This window comes from Kitasatospora sp. NPDC087314 (assembly GCF_044744365.1).
GTDB lineage: Bacteria > Actinomycetota > Actinomycetes > Streptomycetales > Streptomycetaceae > Kitasatospora.
Window position 1 is genome coordinate 318782 of sequence record NZ_JBIUYE010000004.1, and the last position, 18306, is coordinate 337087.

General features: G+C 73.2%; 10 protein-coding genes and 1 pseudogene. 9 read left to right on the plus strand and 2 right to left on the minus strand.

What is annotated here, in order from left to right; translation table 11 throughout:
- Positions 1-54: 54 nt before the first annotated feature.
- Together ACIO5E_RS10745 and eccCa are read right to left on the minus strand one after the other, a co-directional pair.
- Positions 55-2763: a hypothetical protein gene (locus ACIO5E_RS10745; RefSeq protein WP_400665855.1), complete on the minus strand. Its 2709-nt coding sequence runs from the start codon at positions 2761-2763 to the stop codon at positions 55-57.
- Between the two features lie 76 nt (positions 2764-2839).
- Entirely contained in the window at positions 2840-6823 is a 3984-nt protein-coding gene (eccCa, locus tag ACIO5E_RS10750; RefSeq protein WP_400665857.1) for a type VII secretion protein EccCa, read from the minus strand.
- Positions 6824-7141: 318 nt separating this feature from the next.
- Here eccCa and eccD point away from each other — a divergent pair, with 318 nt between their 5' ends.
- The 9 genes and pseudogenes from eccD to ACIO5E_RS10795 all read left to right on the plus strand — a co-directional run.
- Positions 7142-8533, plus strand: coding sequence for a type VII secretion integral membrane protein EccD (eccD, locus tag ACIO5E_RS10755; protein ID WP_400665859.1), 1392 nt, complete (start codon positions 7142-7144; stop codon positions 8531-8533).
- A 50-nt stretch (positions 8534-8583) separates the two neighbouring features.
- Complete coding sequence (eccB, locus tag ACIO5E_RS10760) at positions 8584-10032, plus strand: type VII secretion protein EccB (RefSeq protein ID WP_400665861.1); 1449 nt, start codon at positions 8584-8586, stop codon at positions 10030-10032.
- Positions 10033-10136: 104 nt separating this feature from the next.
- Complete coding sequence (locus ACIO5E_RS10765) at positions 10137-10481, plus strand: hypothetical protein (protein WP_280681248.1); 345 nt, start codon at positions 10137-10139, stop codon at positions 10479-10481.
- Positions 10482-10550: 69 nt separating this feature from the next.
- On the plus strand, positions 10551-10835 hold the full coding sequence (locus ACIO5E_RS10770) for a hypothetical protein (RefSeq protein ID WP_400665863.1): 285 nt from the start codon (positions 10551-10553) through the stop codon (positions 10833-10835).
- Between the two features lie 39 nt (positions 10836-10874).
- Positions 10875-11342 carry a hypothetical protein gene (locus ACIO5E_RS10775; RefSeq protein WP_400665865.1) on the plus strand — a complete coding sequence of 156 codons (468 nt, stop codon included), beginning with the start codon at positions 10875-10877 and terminating at the stop codon, positions 11340-11342.
- 63 nt (positions 11343-11405) lie between these two features.
- Entirely contained in the window at positions 11406-13736 is a 2331-nt protein-coding gene (locus ACIO5E_RS10780) for a hypothetical protein (protein WP_400665867.1), read from the plus strand.
- Between the two features lie 38 nt (positions 13737-13774).
- Positions 13775-14242, plus strand: coding sequence for a YbaB/EbfC family nucleoid-associated protein (locus ACIO5E_RS10785; protein WP_400665869.1), 468 nt, complete (start codon positions 13775-13777; stop codon positions 14240-14242).
- Positions 14235-14537: a hypothetical protein gene (locus ACIO5E_RS10790; protein WP_400665870.1), complete on the plus strand. Its 303-nt coding sequence runs from the start codon at positions 14235-14237 to the stop codon at positions 14535-14537. The genes ACIO5E_RS10785 and ACIO5E_RS10790 overlap by 8 nt, the downstream gene beginning before the upstream one ends.
- A 77-nt stretch (positions 14538-14614) precedes the next feature.
- Positions 14615-18306 (plus strand): annotated as a pseudogene (locus ACIO5E_RS10795) (hypothetical protein); the annotation flags it as partial.

The following is an 18306-nucleotide window of genomic DNA, read 5'->3' on the forward strand; positions in this document are numbered from 1 at the left end:
CCGGGGAGCGCCGGACGTCGACCGGCCGTCAGCGCCTCTTCCGGGTGGGGCCGATCACCGGCACGTGGTGACACCCGGGGTGAGGTGGAGGCGCTCGGGGCGGGACGGGGAGCGGAGCTCGTCCGGGGGGAGGAGGTCGCGGCGCGACTGCCAGGCGAGCAGTCGGACGCGGGCCTGCTGGTCCCGGTCGTCCGCCGTCCCGGACATGGTGCCCGGGCCGACCTCGCGGAGCAGGACGCGGGTCGGGAGGCTCTCGCCGCCGGGCAGGACCTCCAGGACGGAGAACCACGAGCCGGGCGGGAACACCACCTCGGGCTCGCCGTCCTCGGAGATCACCGACGTGCGGCGGCCGGTGGCGGACCACACCAGGAACTCGACGGACGTCCCCGGCACGACCTCCGCCGCAGGCGTCCCGACCACCGGCGCGGGCTCCGCCAGCAGCGCTCCCGGCACGTAGTGGCGCAACTCCTCCTCGCCCGCGTCGGCGCCCAGCAGAACGGCGCCCCGATGGTTCGGCAGCCGCCGCAGGCCGGACCCCAGACACGCCAGGTACGGATCCAGCGGTCCGGAGCCGGGCCGGCGGGCCGCCTCGACCAGGTCTGCGTGGAAGGCTGGGACGCCCGTGTCGGTGTGGTGCAGGTAGACCGCCGCGAGGTCACTCTTCAGGTCGTCCCGGGCGTGCGAGCGCAGCGCCGGGAGTCGCATCGCGACCTGCTCGGCGCGGCTGGCGCAGCGCTGGAAGTGCTCGCCCAGCAGCGCCCGGAAGGCGGTCCGCTCGGCGGCTGTGCTCGGCCGCCCGGAGACCGCCGTGCCGTCGGGCGTGAGGAGTCGGGCGGTGCGGGGGGCTTCGGGCGCGGTGCCGGCGCGGGGTGCGGGCTCCTCGGCAGTGTCGGCAGGTGTGGCCGGCTCGAGGTGCGGGGTGGCCTGCTCGGGGGCGGGGTCGGGGTCGGGGTCCGGCGCGGCGGCGGACTCGGCGTCGGGGGTGGTCCGGCGGATCGTGCCGTGGGCCGGCGGCTCGGGGGTGGGTGCGGGTGTGGGTGCGGGCGCGCTCGTCGCGGTGGCGGACCGGCCCTCGGGGTCGGAGGTGTGGGTCCGGACGACCGGGGCCTGTCCGACGGCCGCCGTGGCGGTCCGGACGGGCGGCTCGGGGGCGACGGCGGGTTCGGCGGTGGCCTGCCGTGCGGGTTCGGGTCCGGGTGCCGGCGTGGGTACGGAACTGGGTGCCGGCGTGATCGCTGTCGCAACGGTGGTGAACTCGCCTGCAGTGTCAGGCTGTTCAACGAGTTCAGCGGGTTCGGCAGGGGACTGCGGGGTGGCCGGGAGGGCGGGCTGGGCGGGCTGCTCCGAGCGGAGAACGCCTTGGTGGCGTGCGCCGTCGATCAGCAACTCGGGTGGGGTCGTGCCGGGGGCGGTGAGGGCCGCGCGCAGGTCGTCGAGGACGGCGAGCACCTCCGGGGGCACCGTTCGCCCGTCCGCCCCGGCGATCAGTAGCGGGTGGGCGGGGTCCGGGTCGCGCAGGCGTGGGCCGCGGTCCTGCGGCGGCTCCTCGGGGCGCAGCCACAGGCCGGCGGGCACGGCCTCCAGCCGCCAGCCCGTGACCGGGGATTCGTAGAGGGCCGGTCCGCAGGTGGCGGGGCCGCCGGAGGTGGTGCGCCAGGCGGAGGCGACGACGCGGTGTCGCTCCGGCGAGGCGGTGAGCTCGGTCAGCCACGGCTCCCAGCCGGGGGTGCCGTCCGCGGTCAGCACCCGGGAGGAGAGGCCGCTGGTGGTGCGCATGGGCAGGCCGACGGCGGCGCGGAGGTCGTGGCCGAGTTCGGCCGCGAGCCCGGCGGCGAGGGCGGTGAGCGCGGGGGTGGGGGCCCAGGGGGCGCTGAGCAGCAGGTCGGCCGACGGGTCGGGGAGCAGGCGGCGGAGCCGGGCGGCGAGGTCGGCGGCCGGGGGCAGGGGTGTGCCCGGGTGGCCGACGACGAGGATCACCGTGTCCTCGCCCGCGGTGGCCCTGGTGAGCGGGCCAGGGGGGCCGTCGGGGTCGGGCTCGCTGCGGAACCAGTAGCCGTGCGGCAGCGCGGTGACCAGCGGGTCGGCGGCGCCGACCGGCGGCGCCACCGGGCTCGCGATCACCACGGTCTCCGCCACCGGGCTCGCCATCACCACGGTCTCCGCCGCTTCGCCGCCCGCCGGTTCCTCCGTCGGTGGATTGACGGCCGGCTCCGTCGGCAGCGGCCAGACCGGTCCGAGCCGGCGCAGCTGTCCGGTCGGGGTGCAGAGCCACCAGGATGACGGCGCGTCGTCGCTCGCCCCGCTGGTCAGCAGGGTGCCGTCGGGCCGGAGGGTGACCAGCCCGTCCGGGGCGACGACGCCGAGGCCGGTCAGTTCGGCGATCCGTTCGGCGGGTCGGCGCCCGGTGTCCGGGGCGGTGGCCAGGCCGGAGGCGGCGAGGACGAGCGCGCTGGCGTCCCGGACGGTGGCGGTGCGGGTCAGCTCGTCGAGCCGGCCGAAGAGGACGGCCGGCGCGTCGGGGGCGGCGGCGAGGACGGTGACGGTCCGGGTGACGGGGGTGAGCCGGGTCAGGGCGGCGGTCAGTGCGGCGGGTAGGGCGGCCGGGCCGGTGCCGTCCCCGCCACCGGGGGCGATGACGAAGTGCGGGCCCACCTGGTGCAGGGTGGCGGGCGTCGCGGCGGCGGAGTTCCGACGGAGGGTCAGCCGGCGTTTCGCCGGGGCGGCGCCGGGCGCGTCCCCTGCCGCTTGCGCTGATGTGCTCATCGTCCCGCCCTCCGTCCGCCCGGCCGCGTCTGCCGCACGTCTCAACCGGCTCTACGGCCCCCGCACCCCTCGGGGTTCACCCCTCGTCCTCGTCCTCCTCCAGGACGGCGGTCTGCACCTGGACCGTGCGCCGGCGGGTGATGTGCAGGCCGCGCCCGGTCGGGAAGGTGCGGGGCTTGGTGGAGCCGAACAGGAAGCCCTCGCTGGGCGGGCAGGACAGCAGCACCACCGGGGTGTTGACCTCCTCCAGCTTGCGCAGCAGCTGGTCGGAGGAGGCCCGCCCGATGCCGTTGGCGCTGCGGGCGACGATCAGGTGCAGGCCGAGTTCGACGCCCTGGGCCAGGTAGTCGAGCAGCGGCGCGAAGGGGTGGTCGTGGAGGCCGCCGGGGGAGCCGGAGACCAGCTCGTAGTCGTCGACCACGATGAACAGTTCCGGCCCCTCCCACCAGTCGCGCAGCCGCAGCCGGGCCGGGGCGATGTCGGCGCCGGGCAGCCGGTTGGCCATCGCGCGGGCGGCGCCGTCGACGATCTGGCGCAGCACGTCCACACTGACAGCGTGGCCCAGCCGGTACTCCTGGGGCACGGCTTCCTGAAGGACCCGGCGGTAGTCGATGAGCATGATCCGGGCCTCGTCGGGCCGGTACGCGCTGGTGACGGCGGCGGCGACGAGCTTCAGCAGGTTGGTCTTGCCGGCCTCGCTGTCGCCGACGACCAGCAGGTGCGGGGTCTCCTCGAAGTCGTGCCACAGCGGGGTGAGCGAGACGTCCTGGAGGCCGAGCGGGATGCGCAGCCGGCCTTCGGGGGCGGGCAGGGTGGCGGCGGGCAGTTGCAGCGGCAGCATCCGGATCTCCGGTGCGCGCGGGCCGGTCCAGTGGTCGGCGACGGCGTCGACCAGGTCGGCGACGCCTTCGCCGAGGTCGGCGGCGGTGCCGCTGCCGTCCAGCCGGGGCAGGGCGGTGAGGAAGTGCATCTGGTCGGAGGTGAGGCCCCGGCCGGGGATGTTGGGCACGGTGGCGGCGGCCCGCATGTTGACGGCGGAGTCGACGGCGTCGCCGAGCCGCAGTTCGAAGCGGGTGCCGAGGAGGTCGCGCAGGGCGCTGGAGACCTCGCCCCAGCGGGTGGTGCCGACGATCAGGTGGATGCCGTAGTTGAGGCCGCGCTGGGCGATCAGGGTGAGCGCGGGGGCGAGGTCGGGGAACTCCTGGCGGATGGTGTTCCAGCCGTCGATGACGAGGAAGACGTCGCCGTGCGGCTCGTCGGGCAGTTCGCCGGCCGCCAGGCTGCGGCGGAAGGCGGAGACGGAGTCGATGCCGAGTTCGGCGAAGCGCTGCTCGCGCCGGCTCAGGATGCTGTTGACCTCGGCGATGGTGCGCAGCACCCGCTCGGGGTCGTGCCGCCCGGTGATGCCGCCGACGTGCGGCAGGCCCCGCAGCGAGGACAGCGTGCCGCCGCCGAAGTCCAGGCAGTAGAACTGCACTTCGCGTGGGGTGTGGGTGAGGGCGAGGGCGGTGATCAGGGTGCGCAGCAGGGTGCTCTTGCCGCTCTGCGGGCCGCCGGCGATGCCGACGTGGCCGCCGGCGCCGGAGAGATCGGCGGTGAGCAGGTCGCGGATCTGCTGGAACGGGCGGTCGATGACGCCCACGGGGACGGTCAGGGTGCCGCGGTCGGCCTCGCTCTCGGTGGTGAGGCCGTGCTCGGGGTGCGGGGCGAGGGGCGGCAGCAACTGGTCGAGGGTGGGCGGGACGCCCAGCGGCGGCAGCCACACCTGGTAGGCGGGCGGGCCGGCGTCGGTGAGCTTCTCGGCGGCGAGGTCCAGCAGGGTGTGGATCTGCTCCGGCGTCTCCTCGGGCTCCTCGGCGGCCGGCAGGGCGACGGGCTGACGCGGCGCCACGTAGGCGGTGCCGTACCGGGCGACCTGGCCTGCCGCGGCCTCCTGGCGGGCGGCGGCGGGACGCCGGGCCCGGTAGGGGCCGGAGACGTACGCGGCCTTGAACCGGGTCAGGGTGGCGATGTCGCTGCGGAGGAAGCCGTTGCCGGGCTGGGAGGGCAGCTGGTAGGCGTCGGGGACGCCGAGGACGCCCCGGCTCTCCATCGCGGAGAAGGTGCGCAGGCCGATCCGGTAGGACAGGTGCGACTCCAGGGCGTGCATCCGGCCTTCGTCCAGGCGCTGCGAGGCGAGCAGCAGGTGAACGCCGAGGGAGCGGCCGAGCCGGCCGATCATGACGAAGAGTTCCATGAAGTCGCGGTGGGCGGCGAGCAGTTCGCTGAACTCGTCGACCACCACGAACAGCGTGGGCAGCGGTTCCAGCGGGGTGCCGGCGGCGCGGGCGGTCTCGTAGTCGAGCAGCGAGCTGTAGTTGCCGGCGGAGCGCAGCAGTTCCTGGCGGCGGACGAGCTCGCCGTGCAGGGCGTCGCGCATCCGGTCGACCAGGGCGGCCTCGTCGGCCAGGTTGGTGATCACCGCCGAGGTGTGCGGCAGCCGGTCGAGGCCGAGGAAGGTCGCGCCGCCCTTGAAGTCGACCAGGACGAAGTTGAGCACCTCGGAGGAGTGGGTGAGGGCCAGCGCGAGCACCAGGGTGCGCAGCAGCTCGGACTTGCCGGAGCCGGTGGCACCGATCAGCATGCCGTGCGGGCCCATGCCGCCCTGGGCGGACTCCTTGATGTCCAGTTCGACCGGCGTGCCGTCGCCGGAGACGCCGAGCGGCACCCGCAGCCGGTCCCGGACGCCGCGCCCGGCCCAGCCCTGGCTGATCTCGTGCCGGTGCAGGTCGCGGATGCCGAGCAGGGAGGCGAGGTCGTAGTCGGTGGCCAGCGGCTCCCCGGCCTCCGTCGAGTCGCCGATCCGGTACGGGGCGAGCAGGGTGGCCAGCCGGCGGGCGGCCGTCCCGGACAGGGCATCGGGCCGGCCGAGGTCGGTGACGTCGTCCCGGTGGTTGCGGTCGGCGCCGACCATTTCGAGTCGGCCGTCCTCGATCCGCAGCCGCAGCCGGAAGCGCAGCGGCTTCCATTCGAGGGTGTCGCCGAGGTCGAGCAGGACGGCGTTGCGCCAGCCGGCCAGCGCGGCCCGGCTGGTGGCCCCGGCCTGCGGGCCGTCCAGCACGATCACGGTGAACGGCTCGTCCCGGCCGGGCTGGCTCTCCGGCTCGAACGGCGGTCGGCCGGCGAACTCGCCGCCGAGCAGCTGCTCGATCTCCACCACGGATCCCGCCACCAGCCGCACCGGACCGAGGCCGTCGGTGTCCTCGGGGTGCAGGGCGTGCGGCAGCCACTTGGTCCACTCCCACTCGGCCTGGTGCTCGGCGTCGGTGACAACGGCGATCCGCAGCTCGTCGGGGGCGTGGAAGAGCGCCAGCTGCGCCAGCATGGCGCGGGCCAGGGCGCGGGTCGCGGCCCGGTCGTCGCCGCGCAGCAGGACCTGCGCGTAGCCGCGCAGGTAGACGGCGATGGGCTGGTCGGCGACCGTGCCGTAGGCGTTGATGAACCGGCGCAGCGCGTGCGCGCACAGCGGCTCCAGATCCTCCACCGGCTTGGTGGACAGCGGCGCCAGCCGCACCGCGAGCCGCTGGTGGCCGGTGCCGATCCGGACGTCGCCGAAGTCGGGGTGGACGCTGCGGCGTTCCCACAGCCGGGAGGTGCGGGCGAGCGAGCCGAGCGCGTCGGGGGCGGGGTGGCGCCAGGCCAGCGCTTCCTGCTGGCGGGCGATGTGGCCGCGCACCTGGCGGCGGACCTGGGAGAGGTAGCGCAGGTAGTCCCGGCGTTCGGCGCGCAGTTCCCGCTTGCGGTCGCTGGCGCCGCGGATCAGCTGGGTGACCAGCATGCCCACGGCGGACAGCGCCATCATGCCGATCGCGACGTAGGTCAGGATGCCGCCGCCGTCGCCGGGGCGCAGGAAGATGAACACCATCGAGAGCGAGCTGAGCGCCATCGGCGCCATGGCGATCATGTTCGACATGCCGCTCTGCGCCTCGGGGAGGACGGGCGGCTCCTGCAACTGGATCTCGCCGTCGGGCATCGCCGGGCCAGGGCGCCGCGGCGGACGGTTGACCAGCACCACACTCAACGAAGGGCTCCTCGCGCAGGGGAACGGCCGCTCGGCGCGCCGGCGGCCCGGGACGCGCACCGTCCACCCGGGACGACGGGCGGCGGGCCCGGCCGGGTTCACCCGGTTCGCCGGAACGCTCGCGGTGCCGCCGGGAAACGCGCGCCGGGAACGCGCGCCGGGAACGGCCGGGTGAACGGATTCCGCCGCGCGCTGAACCCCGCGGACGCCACCGTCCGTCCCTCCTGGTGAGGTGACGCCCGGGCTCGTCCGTCCCCCAGGCGCCCCCGGGCCGTCACCTCGCCACGCCGTTCGTAGGCCAGGGCAAAAGGGAGAAGTGTGAACGGGAGCGCGACCGGGACCGCCGTCGCCGGACTGTGCCGACTGACGTTCCGGACGCCCGAGGCGGTCCTGGAACTCGCCGTCCCCGCCGACGTACCGCTGGCCGACCTGCTGCCGGCCGTCCTCGCCCATGCCGGCCCCGGGCTGGAGGAACAGGGCGTCGAGCACGACGGCTGGGTCCTGCAACGCCTCGGCGGTCCACCGCTGGACGAGGAACTCGGCGCCGACGCGCTCGACCTGCACGACGGGGACGAGCTGTACCTGCGCCCGCGCCGCGACGCCCTGCCCGAGGTGCACTACGACGACCTGGCCGACGGCGTCGCCACCGGCATGCGGGCCCGCTCCGACACCTGGCGCCCGGCGCTCACCCACCACGTGGCGCTCGGACTGGCCGTGACCGTCCTGGCCGGCGGACTCGCCGTGCTGTTGCTCCCCGGCCCGGCGCAGACGCGCGCCCTGGCCGCCGCCGTCACCGGCCTGCTCCTGCTGCTGGGCGCGCTGAGCGCGTCCCGGGCGGTCGGCGACGCCGGGGCGGGCACCGCGCTCGGTGCCATGGCCGTGCCCTACCTCGCGATGGCCGGGGCGCTGCTGCCGGCCGGTGGCGGGGCCGGCGCGGTCGGTGCCCGGATGCTGGCGGGCGGCTGCGCGGCCGCCGGCGCGGCGGTGCTCGCGCTGGCCGCCGTCGGTTGCTCGGCGCCGCTGTTCCTCGGCGCGGTGCTGTTCGCCCTGTACGTGATGCTGGCGGGCGGGCTGACGCTGGGCGGCGAGGACGGCCCGCAGGTGGCGGCCGTACTGGCGGTGCTCGCGGTGATCGTCGGGGCGTTCGTCCCGGGGATCTGCTTCCGCCTGTCCGGGCTGCGGCTGCCCGCGCTGCCGCGCAACGCCGAGGAGCTCCAGGAGGGCATCGCCGCCGTCCCGAGCGCCACCGTCCGCAGCCGCAGCGACGTCGCCGACGGCTTCCTGACCGCCTTCCACCTGGCGCTCGGCACGGTCCTCACGGGATGCGTGACGCTGGTGGCCGGCGAACCCGGCTGGGCGGCCACGGCCCTGACGGCGACCCTGTCCGTCCTGCTGCTGCTGCACTCCCGGGCGATCGGCAGCATCCCGCAGCGGCTGTCCGTCCTGCTGCCCGGCGCCTACGGCCTGGCGCTGCTGCTCGGCCACCTGGCCGTCGGGGAGGGGCCCGGGGGCCGCCTGCTGGTGCTGGTCGGCCTGCTCGCCCTGGCGGCCGCCCTGGCCGTCGTCTCCTGGACGATCCCCGGGCGCCGGCTGCTGCCCTACTGGGGCCGGGCCGCGGACCTGCTGCACACGGCCGCGGCGATGGCGGTCATCCCGCTGGCGCTGGCCGTGGCCGGCGTCTACCACGAGCTGCGGGCCCTGGCCGGCTGAACCGCCCCTGACGGCCCGTCACCTTCCGTCGCCCCGAGGAGAACCACGAGATGCAGTCGAAGCGCGACCAGGTGCAGGCCCACCTGTTCGTGATGGGCAGGCTCGCCACCGGCATGCTGCGCGGCGAGCCCGACGCCGCCGACACGCCGGCCGGGCGCACCTCGCGGGGCACCGTCATCGGGGTGATCATCGCCGTGCTGGGGTGCCTGGTGGCCGCCGTGTACGGGGCGTTCGTCCCCGGCGGCGCCACGGCCTGGCAGAAGCCCGGCACCCTGGTGGTGGTCAAGGAGAGCGGTGCCCGCTACCTCTTCCTGGACGGCAGCCTGCACCCCGTGCTGAACGAGGCCAGCGCCCGGCTGCTGGCCGGCGACCAACTGGTGGTCGACCAGGTCAGCGTGCGCTCGCTGGCCGACACCCCGCGCGGCGCCCCGATCGGCATCCTCGGGGCCCCCGACGGACTGCCCGGGGCCGACCAGCTCGCCCGCGTGCCCTGGCTGGCCTGCGCCGTCAGCCGGCCCGGACCGTCCGGCGGCAGCCTCCCGGAACTGGCCCTGGCGGTCGGACCGGGCCGATCCGGCACCGGACTGACGGACGGCCAGGGCGCGCTGGTCTCCGCCCCGGACGGTGCCGTGTACCTGCTCTGGCACGGCCGCCGGCTGCGTCTGGACACCGCCAACGGCGCCCGCCAGGCCCTCGGCCAGACCGCCGTCGTCCCCTACCCGGTGACGGCCGCCTTCCTCAACGCGCTGGCCGCCGGCCCGGACCTGGCCGCCCCCGACCCGGGGGAGCGCGGCAAGCCCGGCCCGCAGCTCGGCACCCACGCCACCCGGATCGGCCAGCTCTTCACCGGCCCCGGCGGCGACCCGTACCTGCTGACCACGGCCGGGCTCACCCCGCTCAGCCGGATGGCCTTCGAGCTGCTGCGCAACGACTCCCGCACTCAGAACGCCGCCTACGCGGGCGAGGCCGTCACCCCCGCGCAGCTCGGCCCGGCCGACCTCACCGCGCACACCGCGCCCGCCCCGGCCGCCTCCGCCGCGGCCGGGCTGCCCACCGCGCCGCCCGAACTGGTGACGGTCCCCCAGGGCCGGGGCGTCTGCGCGGACCTGAGGCTCACCGACCAGGCGCCGACCACCTCCGTCACCCTGGTCGACACCGCCGTCGTCGCGGGCCCGCCGCCGGCCGCCCAGCCGGGCGTGGACCCGGCCTGCGCCGGCGCCGACAGCATCGCCGTCAAGCCCGGCGGCGGCGCCCTGGTCCGGGCGCTGTCCAGCGCGGGCGTCGGCGCCACCCTCTACCTGGTCACCGACGCCGGGGTGAAGTACCCGCTGGCCTCCGTCGCGGCCGTCAAGCAGCTCGGCTACGGCGAGACCGTCCCGTCGGCCGTCCCCGAGGCCCTGCTGTCCCTGCTGCCGACCGGGCCCAGCCTCGACCCGGCCGCGCTGACCGGCGCCGCGACCCCCGCGCCGCGGCCCTCAGGACCGGCCTGTTCGAGGTGAACCACCGCCCGCCACGGGCCCGTTGAAGCAAATGGGCCGGGTCGGCCGACCCGCTCGGGCGGCACCCGCCGCAGCCGAGAACCCGTACCGAGGAAGGGAAAGCAGTGAGCACTCCCATCGTTCAGACAGACGACGCGGCCGTTAAGGCCGTCATGGCGACCCTGGACAACCACATCCAGGCCATGATGAACGCCGGCCAGCGGGTCCAGGACGTCAACGACGAGGTCCAGCAGCACTTCAAGGCCGCGTGCAGCACCGCCTACCAGGGGAAGATCCACGACTGGCAGGAGCGGTACCAGCAGCTCAAGAACGCCTACCAGAGCTTCCAGGGGCGGTTCTCCGCCGGGCACGTCCAGATCAACAACGCCCACGACCAGGCCTTCGACGTCAACAACGGCTGGGGCGGCGGCGGCCCGGGTTCCGAGGTCTACAAGGGGCTCAACCCCTGATCCCGCCCGCGCCGACCCGCCGGACCGGGACACCCCGGGCCGGATCCCAGCCGACCGAAAGGACCAGCCATGGCAAGCATCGAACTCCACCACGCCAGCATCGACGAGGCGGCGGACGCCCTGACCCAGGCCGGCAGCGCCATGCACTCCGCGATGCAGGACTGCCTGCAGGCCATCCAGACCGCCGAGCACCAGCTCAAGGGTGACCTGGCCGCCGCCGCCCACTCCTTCTACCAGGTGCTGGCCGGCCAGGACGCCGCCATGACCGACGACATCACCAAGGGCGCCGACGTCCTGCGCACCATGCACGGCCTGCTCCGCGACGCGGACCGGCGCGGTGCGGCGGGCATCTGATGACGGCCACGGAGCGGCTCGACCGGAGGGGCGGGTGCGATGTCCACTGATCCGGTGCTGCCCGCGCCCCCGCCCGGGCCTCCGAAGCCGGACCACGGCCACACGCTCAGCGTCAACCACGACGACCTGGAGTACTTCGCCAACACGATCCTGCCGTCCTACCTGAGCCAGTTGGAGACCGACCCGGGCTACTCGGCCATGTTGGGCTTCAGCGGCCAGGGCACGGCGGCCAAGGACCACCACTACGTCGCGCTGCTGGCAGGGAACTTCGACGGCGGCACCAACCTGCAGAAGGGGTTCGCGCATCTGGCGGGCTCCGTGGTGGGCGACTTCAAGATCTTCCACAACCAGATGGAGAAGGCCAGGCTCGACGTCCTGGACTTCCTCAAGACGATGGACACCGCTCACGACGAGGCCCTGACGGCCGCCGAGGTGATGCAGATCCTGCAGGACGTCATCGGCGCCGGTGGTGGTGGCGGCGGCGGTGGTGGAGGCGGCGGGAAGTAGTGGATTCCCCCTCCTGATCGGCCCCCTGAACCCCTGAACCCTCCTACTCGTCTGGAGACCCGCGTGTCCATGCTCTGGGAGGCGGTCCTCGCCGCCTTCGAATCCAAGCAGTCTCCGGTCGGGATCACCAAGCGGGAGGACGTCGCGGGACCGAAGGCTGCTTCCTGGCTGACCGGGAAGATGACCGTCGAGAACGGGTACTTCAACCCGGACGACGCCTCCACCCATACGTATCTGAAGGACGGTTCGGGGACGGGTAACCCGTCCGTCTGGTGGGCGATGAACTTCTACGACGGCACCGCGAACAACAACCAGGGGGGCCCGCGCCACTTCAAGATCAACGTCTACATCGACTACAGCAAGTGGGGGAACGACCCCACCGGCGTGCTCTCCAAGTTCAACCACCAGGCCGAGCTGATCCTCGGCCCGATCCGGCCGGACGTCCCGATCACGGTGGCTCCGGACGCCAAGCAGGGTGAATTCCCGATCAGCACCCGCGGGAACGACACGATCGACCCGCAGAGTCTGGTGGCCGGGGCCAAGGCGATCGACGACACCACCAAGTGGCTGTCGACACAGGCCGAGGAGTTCCGCAAGTGGGCCGACCAGATCGACGGCCCGGGTGACAAGTGGGAGGGGGACGCGGCGGGCGAGTTCAAGAAGCTCCTTGAGCGGTTCGCCGTCGAACTCGACGACCTGAGCCACCAGTTGACCGGAGCCGGCTACGGGCCGTACCTCAAGTTCGCGGCGCAGCGGATCGGCGTCGCCATCGAGGCGGTCTACGCGGCACAGGAGGCCTGGTACGCCGTCGGATTCCCGTACCAGTGCATCCTGGAGGTGCTGCGGGAGGAGATGGGCAAGGCGCCCATGTACTGGACCGCGGACAGCACCTGGAAGTACGACACCTCCTCGCTGGGCGACCCCCGCAATGACGCCTTCTACACCGCACTCGACGCGAAGGCCAAGCTGAGGTGGCTGGAGAAGGTTGCCACCCTTCTGGACAAGCCCGGTGACGACGCGATGACGGCGCTGGGGACCGCGTACGAGCCGCTGATCGCCAAGCTCGGCTTCGACCTCCTGCCGGTCGGTATCACGCTCCCCCCGAAGGCCGTGCCAGACCCCAACAACCCCGACGCGCCTCCGCCGCCCGGTAGCGGCGGCAACGACAAGTTCAACCTCGGCGACGGCAGCGGGGGCAGCGGCGGGGGAGACGGCACCGGTGGTGGCGGGGGCGGCGGCGCCGGGAACAAGTTCAACCTCGGCGACGGCGCCGGGGGCGCCGGCGGTGGCGGCGGCAACGGGAACAACCTGCACATCCCCCCGCCGATCATCGGCGGCAACGGCGCCGGCGGGAACGGCGGTGGCGGTTCCGGTGCCGGTGGAGGTGGCGGCGCCGGGACGCCGATCCGCGACAAGGACGGCAACGTCCTCCTGGACAAGGACAAGAAGCCGATCCTCCTCCCGCCCGGCGGCTACATCAGCGGCGGCAAGGTGTACGACGCCAACGGCAAGGAGGTGCTGGACAAGGACGGCAAGCCGATCGTCGTGCCGCCCGGCGCGAACGTGCCGGCGGGCACCGGCGGCGGCATCTACGGCCCCAACGCCAAGGTGCCGAAGGGCTCGACCATCCGCGAGGACGGCACGGTCGTCGACGCCGACGGCAAGCCGGTCCTGGACTCCCAGGGCAACCCGGTCGTGGTGGAGAAGGGCTCCTCGATCGCCGATGACGGCACCCTGCTGGACGCCCAGAAGAAGCCGATCTCCGACTACGTCCAGCGCTCGCGGGACCTCCAGCACGCCTGGACCACGGCCGGCGGCACCGGCAGCGGCGGCGGCGGTGGAACCATCACCTGGGGCGGTGACATCGGCGGCGGTGCGCGCCCGCCGTCCACCGGCGCGCCCTGGACCCTGGACCTGGGGACCGGCGGCAGCGGCCTCGACCAGAGCGGCGGCATCGACTCGTTCGGCTCCTACCCGGGGCTGTTCGGCGGCGTGGGCGGAGGAGGGAGCGGCCTCAGCACCTCCGGCGGCGGCCCCCGGATCCTCAACACCTCCAGCGGGGTCGGCCCCCAGGTGGCGGAGAACGGCGGACAGCCGCCCGTGCCGAAGGTCGGCGGCACCGGCGCGGGTGCCGGTGCGGGTGCCGGCGCGGCCGCCGCGGAGAAGTCCGCGATGAGCCAGAAGGCCTCCGAGCTCGCCGCCGAGGAGGCCGCCGCGATGCGCGGCCGCTCGGTGAACACCAGCGGCGGCGGGATGCCCATGATGCCGATGGGCGGTGGCATGGGCGGCGGCGGCCAGGGCGAGAAGGGCCGTCAGCGGACCACCTGGCTGGCCGAGGACGAAGAGGTCTGGGGCACCGACACCGGTGCGGTCAGCGGAGTGATCGGCCGCTGAGCCGGCCTCGCGTTTCGAGAGTGGAAAGGAACACGGAGATGACGTTCTCGTTCGAGGAGCAGCTCGCCCAGGCGATGGCGGCCATGGAGGAGCAGCAGATCAAGATGGCCGAGATGGCCAGGGAGCTGCAGGCGGCCACGGCCTCGGCGACGACCAAGGACCGGATGGTCACCGCGAAGGTCGGCGCGCAGGGCGAGGTGCTCGCGCTGACCTTCCACACCACCGCCTACCAGGAGATGGCCCCCGCCGAACTGGCCGCCGTCCTCAAGGACGTGCTGAACGAGGCCAAGGCCCGGATGGGCGAGCGGATCAGCCAGTCGATGCGCTCCTTCGACGGGGTCGGCGAGACGCTGCGCCTGGCGGTCACCGGCGAGCGCGAGGAGGACCCGCTGCTGTCGGCGCTGGGCGGCCTGGACCTGGACGCGCTGCTGGCGCCGCTCACCGCGATGCGGCCGGGAGCCGACCGGGCCAGGACCTCCCACAAGCAGGACGAGTTCAATGGCTAAGCAGCTGAGGAAGCTTGAGGACCTGAAGGAAGCGTTCACCAAGTTCGACGACATGTCCGCGTTCGTCGACAAGATCTACGGCGAGGTCGACAACGTCAACATCATGAACAAGACGGCGGCCGGCTCCGACGAGATCGGCAAGCAGTACCACGAGAAGGTGGACGAGCCGACCACCAACCTGCTCGAACTGGTCGGTTCCATCAGGGACAAGCTGGCGAGCGTCGGGAGGCACGGCGTGAGCACGGCCAACCTGTTCGACTCGACCGACGAGCACAACACCGAGCTGGTGAAGTGACCCGCCGATAGCGCCGGACGGCGCCGTTCCCCACCCGCACCGCACTCAGCAGGCTTCGCAGCCGGAGGCTCCCCGCCATGGCCCACTCCTCGATGAACGTCTCGCCCGGCGTCGCGACGTTCTTCCACATCCTCACCGGGATGCCGTGGCCGGAGTCCAACGAGGGGGCGCTGCGGGACGTCCGGGACGAGTACGCGACGCTCGCCGAGGACCTGCCGCAGCTCAAGACCTACATCGCGGATCTGGTGGCCGCGTGCCGGAAGCAGTTCGAGGGGGAGGCCGCCGAAGCCTTCGAACGCGAGATGGGGCGGTTCATCGGCGACGGGAGCGACACCGACTACGTCGGTGTCGCGACCGAACTCTGTAAGCAGCTCAGCGAGTTCGCGGGAAAGGTCGCGAACACCGTCGAGTACACGAAGTGGATGATCGTCGGCCAGATCATCCAGCTGCTGATCGAGATCGCGCTGGCCATCTTCTGGTCCCCGTTCACCGCCGGCACCTCGCTCCTCGCGGTCGAGCCCGGCAAGCAGGTCGTCAAGACGATCATCATCAACCTGCTGAAGAAGCTCCTCCAGGTGATCCTGATGCACACCTTCTTCGGTGTGGTCGGCGGCCTGGTGATGGACGGGATCATCCAGGGCATCCAGTTCGGGCGGGGCGACCGGCACGAGTGGGACAAGGACCTGACCAAGCAGGCCGCGATCTTCGGCGCGATCAGCGGCGTCATCGCCGGTCCGCTGCACCTGCTGGGCATGGGCCTGGGCAAGCTCTTCGGCAAGATGTTCGGAAAGCTCTTCGTCTCGAAGGAACTGAGCGCCTCGCTGAAGAGCCTGGCCACCGGGCTCGCCAAGGGCGGGGCCAAGGACCTGGAGAAGCTCGGGGCCAAGGAGCTCGCGAACCTCGGTGCCAAGGAACTGAAGAACCTCGGGTCCAAGGAACTCGGCAACATCGGCGGCAAGGAAGCCGGGAACCTCGGTGGCAAGGAGGCCGGGAACCTCGGGGGGAAGGAGGCCGGGTCGGGCGCCGGCCGGGCGATCGGCGACAAGACGGCGAACGAGTTCGCCAACAGCCTCGACAAGATCCTGCGGGAGCACTCCAACTACCTCTCCAAGGGCTTCGCGGCCGCCGGCAAGACCGGCGCCAAGGCCGGGGCCCAGTTCACGAAGAGCATGGCGGACGCCTTCGAGAAGCACCTCGGCGCCGCCCTCGGCAAGGACCTCGCCCGCGAGCTGGGAACGAAGTTCGGCAAGGAGTTCGCCGAGAAGTGGGCCAAGTCGCCGGGGGCCCGCGCGGGCCTGGCCGCCACCCTGCGCGAGATCGCGAACAGTTCCAAGATCGCCAACGGCGAACTCCGGGTCCTGGCCGAGAAGCTGCCCGAACTCGCCGGCCGTGTCGACAAGATGAACAAGATGTTCGTGCTCGGCCACGCGCTCGGCGAGCAGGTCAAGATGGGCGCCAACCAGTACCTGAGCGAGGGCTTCTACAACCTGATCTTCGACCCGAGCCACGAGTTCTCGGCCAGCGGTTCGAGCTTCCTCGCGGGCTTCCTCATGGGCGGCGCGCGCCACCTGCTGCACGGCGCCACCTCGCCGCTGATGACCAAGTACGCCAACTTCGTCCGGGACCTCCAGCACGCCGACATCCCCCACGACGGCAGCAAGTACTTCCACCCGCTCCACCCCCTCACCCTGCTGTCCGTGGCCACCAACCTGTCGGGCCACGCCGTGCCGTTCCCGGTGCCCAGGCTCGGCGAGCGCCTCCCCGCCCCGACCGAGGGCGGCGGCGCGCACCTGACCAGCACCGAGGGTGGCGGCCACACCCCCTCGCTCACCCCGCCGTCCGGCCCGCACCGCACCGACGGCGGGCCCAGCACCGAGGGCGGGTCGAAGACGGACGGCGGGTCGAACGCGGCCGGCTCCGAGGGCGGCAAGTCGACGGGCTCGAAGTCGACGGTCGGCGCGGAGGCGCCGGGCGGGGACAAGACCTCCAAGCCCGGCTCGCAGACCGGCACCGGCGGCCGGACCACCCCGGACCCCGCCACCCCCCGCCCCACCGAGTCCGGGGGCGACCAGGGCAAGAAGACCGGTGGCACCACGGCGCCGGCGGGCGGCGGCGAGCCGAACAAGCCGCTTCCGAACAGGCCGGACCCGAGCAAGCCGCTTCCGGATAGGCCGGACCCGAACAGGCCGGACCCGATCAAGCCGGACCCGAGCAAGCCGCTTCCGGATAGGCCGGACCCGAACAGGCCGGACCCGATCAAGCCGGACCCGAGCAAGCCGCTTCCGGATAGGCCGGACCCGAACAGGCCGGACCCGATCAAGCCGGACCCGAACCCTGATCACAAGCCGGGCCCGAAGACGCCCGACCCGAACCCGTCGAAGGACGGCGGCGACGGACCGCCGCCCAAGACCGAGGGCGGCCCGGGCGACCGGAAGGATCCCGGCCCGAACGGTCCTGACAAGGACGTACCCAAGTCCGAGTTCGAACTCCAGCGGGAACGCGTCCGGGAACAACGCCTACAGGGTGAGGCGGATCGCGTTCGGTTTGAGGAGGCTCGGAGGGCGAGGGAGGCTGCGGAGGCGGCGAAGCAGCCCCAGGCGGATGGTCAGGCGCCCAAGGGGCCGGAGGGTGGGGAGAAGGAGCCGCTGCCCGATCCTGCGTACACGTCGCGGGCTGAGTTGTTCCGGCAGCTTCGCGAGCAGGGTGAGGCGGACCGTGCGGCGAAGGCGGCTGCGGAGGCGGCCAAGAGGTCCCAGGCGGATGATGAGGCGCCCAAGGGGCCGGAGGGTGGGGAGAAGGAGCCGCTGCCCGATCCTGCGTACACGTCGCGGGCTGAGTTGTTCCGGCAGCTTCGCGAGCAGGGTGAGGCGGACCGTGCGGCGAAGGCGGCCGAGGCGGCTGCTCGCAAGGCGAAGGAGGCGTCGGATCCGTCTGTTGAGGACGGTGAGGGGGCCAAGGATTCGGCCGGTGGTGAGAAGGAGCCGCTGCCTGACCCCGGGCACTCGGCGGAGGCTGAGCTGCATCGGCAGCTTCGCGAGCAGGGTGAGGCGGATCGCGCGGCGAAGGCGCTGTCGGACCCGTCCTTCGCGGACCGTGAGAAGGCCAAGGCGTTGGCCGATGCCAAGAGGCCGCGTTCGACGCGGGAGCTCAGGTTCGGCACGATCGACGATCTGAAGGCCAAGGAGGAGAGCGACAACTCCGGTGCCGCCGCACCGAATTCCGGCGCAGGCGGGCGGCGCGAGGGCGGGTCCGGCCCGGCCGACGGCGGGGCGCAGACGCGTGGGAAGTCCGAGGGCAGCCAGACCCAGGTAGAGCCGGCCCCCGCCGACTCCGACCGTTCCGGTGGGTCGGGGTCGGGCGGTGGTGAGAAGTCGGCCCCGCCGAAGAAGACCGGGATTGCCGGGTTTGGTGACCTGAAGGATTCGGGTGAGGGTAAGGCTCCGGCGGAGAAGTTCCCTGGTGGTGGGCGTCTGTTGACGGATGATCCCCTGCCGGTGCCGACGAAGGATGAGGGGCCGAAGGCGTCGGGTGGTGGTGAGAAGTCGGATCCGCCGAAGAAGACTGGGATTCACGGGTTCGGTGGCCCGAAGGATTCGGGTGAGGGTAAGGCTCCGGCGGAGAAGTTCCCTGGTGGTGGGCGTCTGTTGACGGATGATGGCCCGCCGGTGCCGACGAAGGATGAGGGGCCGAAGGCGTCGGGTGGTGGTGAGAAGTCGGATCCGCCGAAGAAGACTGGGATTCACGGGCTTGGTGGCCCGAAGGATTCGGG